Source organism: Streptomyces lushanensis (assembly GCF_001700515.1).
GTDB lineage: Bacteria > Actinomycetota > Actinomycetes > Streptomycetales > Streptomycetaceae > Streptomyces > Streptomyces lushanensis.
The window spans coordinates 1-6,068 of record NZ_MAUD01000218.1 but is presented as its reverse complement, the minus strand read 5'-3'; the positions used below and the strand labels follow the sequence as shown (position 1 = coordinate 6,068).

Here is a 6,068-nt window from a genome sequence, read left to right as displayed (position 1 = left end):
CCGGGGCCGCTGCCTTGTGCGAGGTCCCCGAACATCCTCCATGGGGAGAGCGGACAACCGGGATCCGAGCCACGGACGTCGCCGCGAGGGGTGGAAAAGGCGGCCGGTCCAGGTCTACTGCCAGCCGTGTTCTGTAAGAGGGCCGCTGTCGTCGAGGTAGCCGCGCAGGCCGGCCTCCGGGTACTCGATGATGTCGTCGGGCAGCTCGTGCACGGTAAACCACTCAAGGGCGAGGCACTTCTCAGGCTCCTTGTTGACGGGCTGCCCTTCCCATTCGGTGGCCTCGAAGAAGAAACCGATCCGCTCCACCCGCGCGTCCTGCCGGTGGTGCACGGTCTGGACCAGGCGAAGGTGAACCGGGTCGACGGTGATGCCGGTCCCCTCGTACAACTCCCGGGCGGCGCCGTCGGGAAGGGGCTCGCCTTGGTCGAGCTTTCCCGATGGCATGTGCCACCGGCCGTGACCGTAAGGGCCGCCACGTTGCGAGAAAAGGATCTTGTCGCCATCGCGGAGGATGACGTGAGTGTCGATGACGGGCTGTGCCGGTTGTCCGCTCATGTTCCTTGGGGGGTTGGATGGGTGGGTGGGGTGACCGACGCTATCGGCAGAGCCGGGATGGCGTCGGCGATTCGGCGTGCTACGTCCGAAGGGGTGGCGTTGTCGGTTTCGAGAAGCAGCACCTTTGCCCCCTGCCTCATGAGCTGGGATGCGGCATCGGCGTAGAGCTCGACTTCCCGGCCGGGCGCCGAGGGGTCGAGATGGAAGCGGTGGGTGACGCCGCGTGTTGCGATGCGTTCGGCGATGAGTCCCGGTTCCGCGGTGAGGATCACAGCGAGGTCCGGCAGCAGCGCGTGACGGTTGATGTCGAGCAGGAATTCCAAGGGCACGCCGTCGAGCCGTTGCAGGACCAGCGTCGAGGGCAGGTAGCGGTCACTGATGATCAGTTCGCCGGCTCGCAGCGCGGGTTGGATCTCGCTCTCGATGTGCTCGTAGCGGTTGGCGGCCACCAGGCAAGCGGGGGTCAGGCCGTGGATTTGGTCGGCGTGGCTGCGGATGAACCGGCCCAGGTCGCTGGTGGTCGGCTCGACCGTCTGCCGTGCGGGACGCCCCTGGGCGGTGAGATGGTCGTGGAGCGCCTTCACCGTAGTGGACTTGCCGACCCCGCTGGGACCGTCGATCGTCACGAACCATCCTGTGCGCTTGTCCGTCACGCGGCGACCTCCTTGACCCCCTGGTTCCGGTCGTGCTGCTCTCTCGTGAGCATCGCCGGCGTCGCCCGGATCCGCTGGAGCGGCACGTCACCGAACTGGATGCCGACGGAGAAGTTGAACTCGTCTCGCTGTCGCATCGACTCGTCGGCGCCGTCACCCGTGAGATCGACGTCACCGTATGCGAGGAGGGCGTCCGGGTCGTGACCGGCCTTAATGAGGGTCTGCCAGATGGGCGTACCCGGATAGGGGCGGAATTCGAAGACACTGGCACGCACGTCACCCGGGTGCTGGTCGGCAATCTCCCACAGGTTGCGGATGTGGCGGACGGTCGCGTCGAGGTCTTCCTGACTTTCACCGGGAAAGCCCAGGATGAAGTAGCCCTTGACGCCGATGCCGTGTTCGACCAGGCGGCCGGCGACGCGCTCGGTCATCTCGGCGTTGATCCGCTTGTCCATCGTCTTCAGGATGCGGTCACTGCCGGATTCGATGCCGAGGGCCACTTCGCGCAGCCCGTTGGAGACGAGGCGTTCGAGCTCGCTGTCGGCGATCCGGTCAAGGACGTTGATGCGGCCGGTGGCGTCCCACACGTACCGCTCGCCGATCTGGTGTCGGGTGAACGCTTGCATCTGCTCCTCGATGATGTTGCGCACGCCCAGGAACAGGTCGTCGACGAACCGGAAGGCGGTCACACCCTACTTGTCGTGCAGCTGGTCGAGTTCGCCGATGATGTTCTCCGGGCTGCGGACCCGGATCGTGACGTCGGGGTTGGCGCTCCAGGCGGCACCACAGAAGGTGCAGTTGTAGGGGTAGCCACGGCTGCCGACGATGTTGGCCTCCATGTGCCCGCTGCGAGCGGCGGCCTGGACACAGTCGGCGGGGCGGCGGGCAGCGAGGCGCAGGTCAGTCGCGGTGGGCGCGGTCTGGTAGGGGTCCTGGGGGAGGAAGGCGCGGTTGACGTACGGCAGGGCGTTGATGTCCGGGCCGAGCATCTGGGCGCTCGTCTTCGAATCTGCGATGCCCGCGGCCCGGGTGCCGAGCAGCGGGTCACGCCGGAGCACGCCGGGCAGCTCCCGCCGACGCGTTCCGTCCTCCAGGAGCGCAGCGACGCGCAACTCCCCTTCGCCGAGCACGAGGGCCCGCAGGCCGGCCATGCGTGGGTCGGCCAGGACACGGTCCGGCATAGCCTTGGCGTGGTGCCCGCCGACCATGAGAGCAATGGCGGGGTCGAGTTGGGCGGCGATCCGGGCGGACATCTCGTAAGTGGGTGCGAGGAGGTTCATCGCGGCCCACCGGGGCCTGGCCCCGTTCACGATCTTCGCGGTCTCGTCGATGCCCAGACCGTGCGCCTCAGCGTCGAGGACGCCGACGTTGAAGCCGGCCTGCTGGGCGTAGGTGGCGATATAGGCCATGCCCAGCACGGGAAGCGTGTAGTCGTTGGTGCGCGGCCGCAGGGTGTAGTCGCGCAGCGGCGCGTTCACGAACAGAGCGTCGAGCTCGCGGTTGGTGTCGGCGCCCGTGAGCAGCTCTGACTGCCGCATGGATCCTCCAGGTCATGGGGCATGTGAGCCCCAGGTGAGGGTCGAGAGAGTCAGGGTGTGCAGGGCAGTGCGGTCGGTTCCGGCCCATCCGGTCCACAGCAGGCCGAACGCCTTGTCCTTCTTGTCGGGCCACGGGTGATCGGGTGCGATCTGAGCGGCCCAGGTGCGCACGGCGAGGTCGTCGTGCGGGTAGATGCTGAAGTCGCCGGTGAAGTCGCCGGTGGCCGCAGCGGCGGTCCACGGACCGATACGGGGGATACCCGTCAGCGCGGTGACCAAATCGGCGGCGTCCAGGTGTTCCCACTCGGTGTGGTGCTGCTGGTAGTCGGCAGCCGCGGCCTGCAGGGCGGTGCGGTGGAATTTCGCTCCGACGCCGGTGAACTCTTCGTCGGCCAAGGCCAGGACGTCGGCGGGCGTGGGTGACACGGCGAACTCACCGAACGGACCCTGGACAGTCGTACCGAACGTGCGGCACCAGGTGCGGTACAGCTTGCGGGCCTGGTCGGCGCGTACCACCTGCCGCAGGATCGCGGTACTGATCGCGTCCCACAGCGATGGGTTCGCCAGACGCTGGGTGACGCCGAGCTCGTCGAGTCCGGCTCGCAGCGCGGCGGGGACTGTGGCGGGCAGGCAGGCGGGGTCCGTTGGAACGAACGTGGGCTTCACGTCTTCGGTGCCCTGCACACACTGCATGTGCAGGCCCTCCCTGTCGTGGGCCAGGACCCAGATGCCGGAGGCCGTACGGACGGCACGCGCGAGTGTGCCGTTCTCCTGCGAGTGCCAGGCGGGGTGATCGGTCGTCAGGACGCCGGTCATCGATTGCTCCTCGTGTTGTGCTTTGTTTCGCCGTAGCCTCTGGCGTTACGGGGGCTCGGGGTGCCACAACCAGCTCAGCCCTGGCCCTGGCTCTGGCTCTGCTGCTCGCCGGATCCGTTCTCGTCTGCCGTGTGGCGTTCTCTTCGTCAGAGGCGGTCGGCTGCCGCCCCCTGAAGTAAGCGAACACCTGCAGCTTGAGGCGGTTGAGGCTCTGCTCGCACGCGTAGAGCGTGGCGTGTTGCCCACCCCACCGCACCGGGCCGAGCCGGATCACCAGGACGCCGGTACGCCCGCAGCCGAGCCAGCAATTGCTGGTGATCCACAGCCACTCCATCGAAGGACATCTCCTTTCTCAGCCGGCCGGGACAGACGATCTGGCGGCCTGGCAGTTGGGAACGCAGGACCAGAGCTGGAACGGCAGGCTCCGGTGGCGTATGTCGCCCGGCCGTCGACGGCTCGCTCCCAGTAGCCGGGGGCAGAAGGCGTAGTCCATGGCCATCTGCTGGCGGGGCCGGAGTCGGGCCGGATCCGGAAGGGGCAAGGGCGCCGTGACCAGGAGACTCACTTGCCGCCCTCGGTACGGAGTTCCGCCCAGACCTCTTTACCCCAGGGACGTCTGTCCGAGCCGTGCAGGTCGTAGCCCCAGCGGTCGGCGACAGCGTCGACGAGGAGCAGCCGCGGCCCGATTCGTCGTCGTCAACCGCCTGGCTGACGACGGGAGGACGCGATGGTTCCCGGTCCACGACCCCGACACGCAGCCGAGTCGCGCTCGGCCGCCCAACCGTGAGGCGAATCTCGGGACACGGGGTGTGCCGGGCGGCGTTCGCGATGAGCTCCGTGATGATCAGCGTGGCACGGTCGGCGAGGCCGTCGAGGTGTCACACGCCGAGGACGTCCCGGACGACCTCGCGGCCGAACTCGGCCGTGGACGGCTCGCACGGGAAGGTCCGGCTGTACGTGGGGTGGCTGGCGGAGAGGGCCTCAACTGGTGTTCTCAGACTCGTCATTGCGGTGGGACCTTCGTGTCGTCTCGGCGCCCGGCCTGCCTCCACGGGGAAACTCAGGGGCAGGCCGGGCCGTCAACAGCCGCCCGCACGGTGGGGTGCGGCGGGCGACCAGCACCCAGACAACTCCCTTTGCCAGCAGGTTAGTTAGGACGTTGTGATGCTCAGTCGACGGACCGACCTAGGGCGTTTTGACCTCTCCTTTACCTGGCGGGTGAGGATCGCGCGGGCTATCGTGCCCGCATGGACACCATCCGCAACACCGTTCTTGAGGCGTAAATAACCGAACACGGCTACAGCTCCAACAGCCTCGCCGAGGCCGTGAACAGGGCTATTGAACGCTTGACCGGACGCCCTGGCGGCCTCGACGGCTCATCGGTCCGAGCGTGGAAAGCGGGCCGGGTCACGTGGCCAAAGTCGGCCGCCCGCAGAGCACTTGAGGACGTCACCGGACTACCCCCTGTCGCCTTAGGGTTCGTGCCACGGAGCCGGCCTTCGTCCATCCCGGCCCCACCGCAGCAGGAGGACCCCGACATGAAGCGCCGTACTCTCGTCGGCGGCATCGCGGCGGCTGCCGCTGCAGCAGCCGCACCCGGCACCGCATCGCCGCGCCGTATCGGCATGAGCGACGTCAACCGCCTCAACAAGCGCTTCGCCGAGATCATCGTCAGCGACCACCGCCACGGCGGACGACTCGGCATCGAACAGCGGGCCGCCGCCCTCGCCGACGAGGCGCTCAACCTCCAGAGCGCGGGCAGCGCCACCCAGCGCGTACGAAGCAACCTCTACGCCTCCGCAGCCGCGTTCCGCTCCTCCGCGATGTGGGCCGCCATCGACGGCCGGCGCTACCACGTCGCCAAGGCGCACATGCGCGAGGCCCAGGCTCTCGCCGAGATGTCCGGCGACCAGGAGATCAAGTTCCGCATCTGGAGCCACGCGGGCACCATGTACCGGCACCTGGGCCGTCCTGCCGACGCCCTCGCTGCAAACGACGTCGCACGCAACCTGCACCTCACCCGCCGCGACCCCCTGTTCGCGTCCCTCGGCCTGGCCCGCCAGGGCGCCATCCACGGCACGGCCCAGGACCGCACTGGTACCCGCCGGGCCTTCGAGCAGGCGCAGGACGCGGTGCCGGGTACATCGAATGCCATCACGTTGTTCCGCTGCATGAAGCAGGGGAGAGCCGGACCAAGCTCAGCGATCTCGCCCTCATATGTGCCAACTGTCACCGCATGATCCACCGGCGCGCACCATGGCCGACTCCGGGGGAGTTGCGGACCTCCATGGAGCAGAAGCACGCAGCTGACAGGCGCGCGGCGAAATCCTTGACACGACCGCGCAGGGCCGCTGACGAGCAGATGCCGAACCCATGATCTGACATCCGCAGGCGACATCGACAGCACTGGGCGTGGACACCTATGCACGACATGATCCGGCACAGCCCTCAGTGAGGTGTTCTGGTCGGCCCCGGGCGGGGTCCGGGGCCGACCAGAACACCT

The 6,068-nt window shown here is 68.0% G+C and carries 5 protein-coding genes and 3 pseudogenes; 2 read left to right on the top strand and 6 right to left on the bottom strand.

Going from position 1 to position 6,068, the window contains the following annotated elements; translation table 11 throughout:
• Positions 1-114: 114 nt before the first annotated feature.
• The 6 genes and pseudogenes from BFF77_RS19020 to BFF77_RS19000 all read right to left on the bottom strand — a co-directional run bounded on the left by BFF77_RS19020 (position 115) and on the right by BFF77_RS19000 (position 4,572).
• Positions 115-558 (bottom strand): NUDIX hydrolase, encoded by a 444-nt coding sequence (locus BFF77_RS19020; protein WP_066951197.1) that lies wholly within the window; start codon positions 556-558, stop codon positions 115-117.
• The gene (tmk, locus tag BFF77_RS19015; RefSeq protein ID WP_066951194.1) at positions 555-1,211 is read right to left on the bottom strand and encodes a dTMP kinase; all 657 of its coding nucleotides are present in this window, start codon (positions 1,209-1,211) and stop codon (positions 555-557) included. Before tmk ends, BFF77_RS19020 begins: the two co-directional genes overlap by 4 nt.
• Positions 1,208-1,900: a B12-binding domain-containing radical SAM protein gene (locus tag BFF77_RS36925; protein WP_245703585.1), complete on the bottom strand. Its 693-nt coding sequence runs from the start codon at positions 1,898-1,900 to the stop codon at positions 1,208-1,210. Before BFF77_RS36925 ends, tmk begins: the two co-directional genes overlap by 4 nt.
• A gap of 3 nt (positions 1,901-1,903) precedes the next feature.
• Entirely contained in the window at positions 1,904-2,749 is an 846-nt protein-coding gene (locus BFF77_RS36920) for a B12-binding domain-containing radical SAM protein (RefSeq protein WP_245703584.1), read from the bottom strand.
• A 12-nt stretch (positions 2,750-2,761) separates the two neighbouring features.
• A complete protein-coding gene (locus tag BFF77_RS19005; protein ID WP_066951193.1) occupies positions 2,762-3,565 on the bottom strand; it encodes a DNA glycosylase family protein in 804 nt (267 codons plus the stop codon).
• A 561-nt stretch (positions 3,566-4,126) separates the two neighbouring features.
• Positions 4,127-4,572 (bottom strand): annotated as a pseudogene (locus tag BFF77_RS19000) (ATP-binding protein).
• A 318-nt stretch (positions 4,573-4,890) separates the two neighbouring features.
• Here BFF77_RS19000 and BFF77_RS18995 point away from each other — a divergent pair.
• Positions 4,891-5,700: pseudogene (locus tag BFF77_RS18995) on the top strand (NsdA family TPR-like regulatory protein); the annotation flags it as partial.
• A pseudogene (locus tag BFF77_RS33390) lies at positions 5,694-5,942 on the top strand (HNH endonuclease); the annotation flags it as partial. The pseudogenes BFF77_RS18995 and BFF77_RS33390, both read left to right, overlap by 7 nt.
• Between the last annotated feature and the right edge of the window lie 126 nt (positions 5,943-6,068).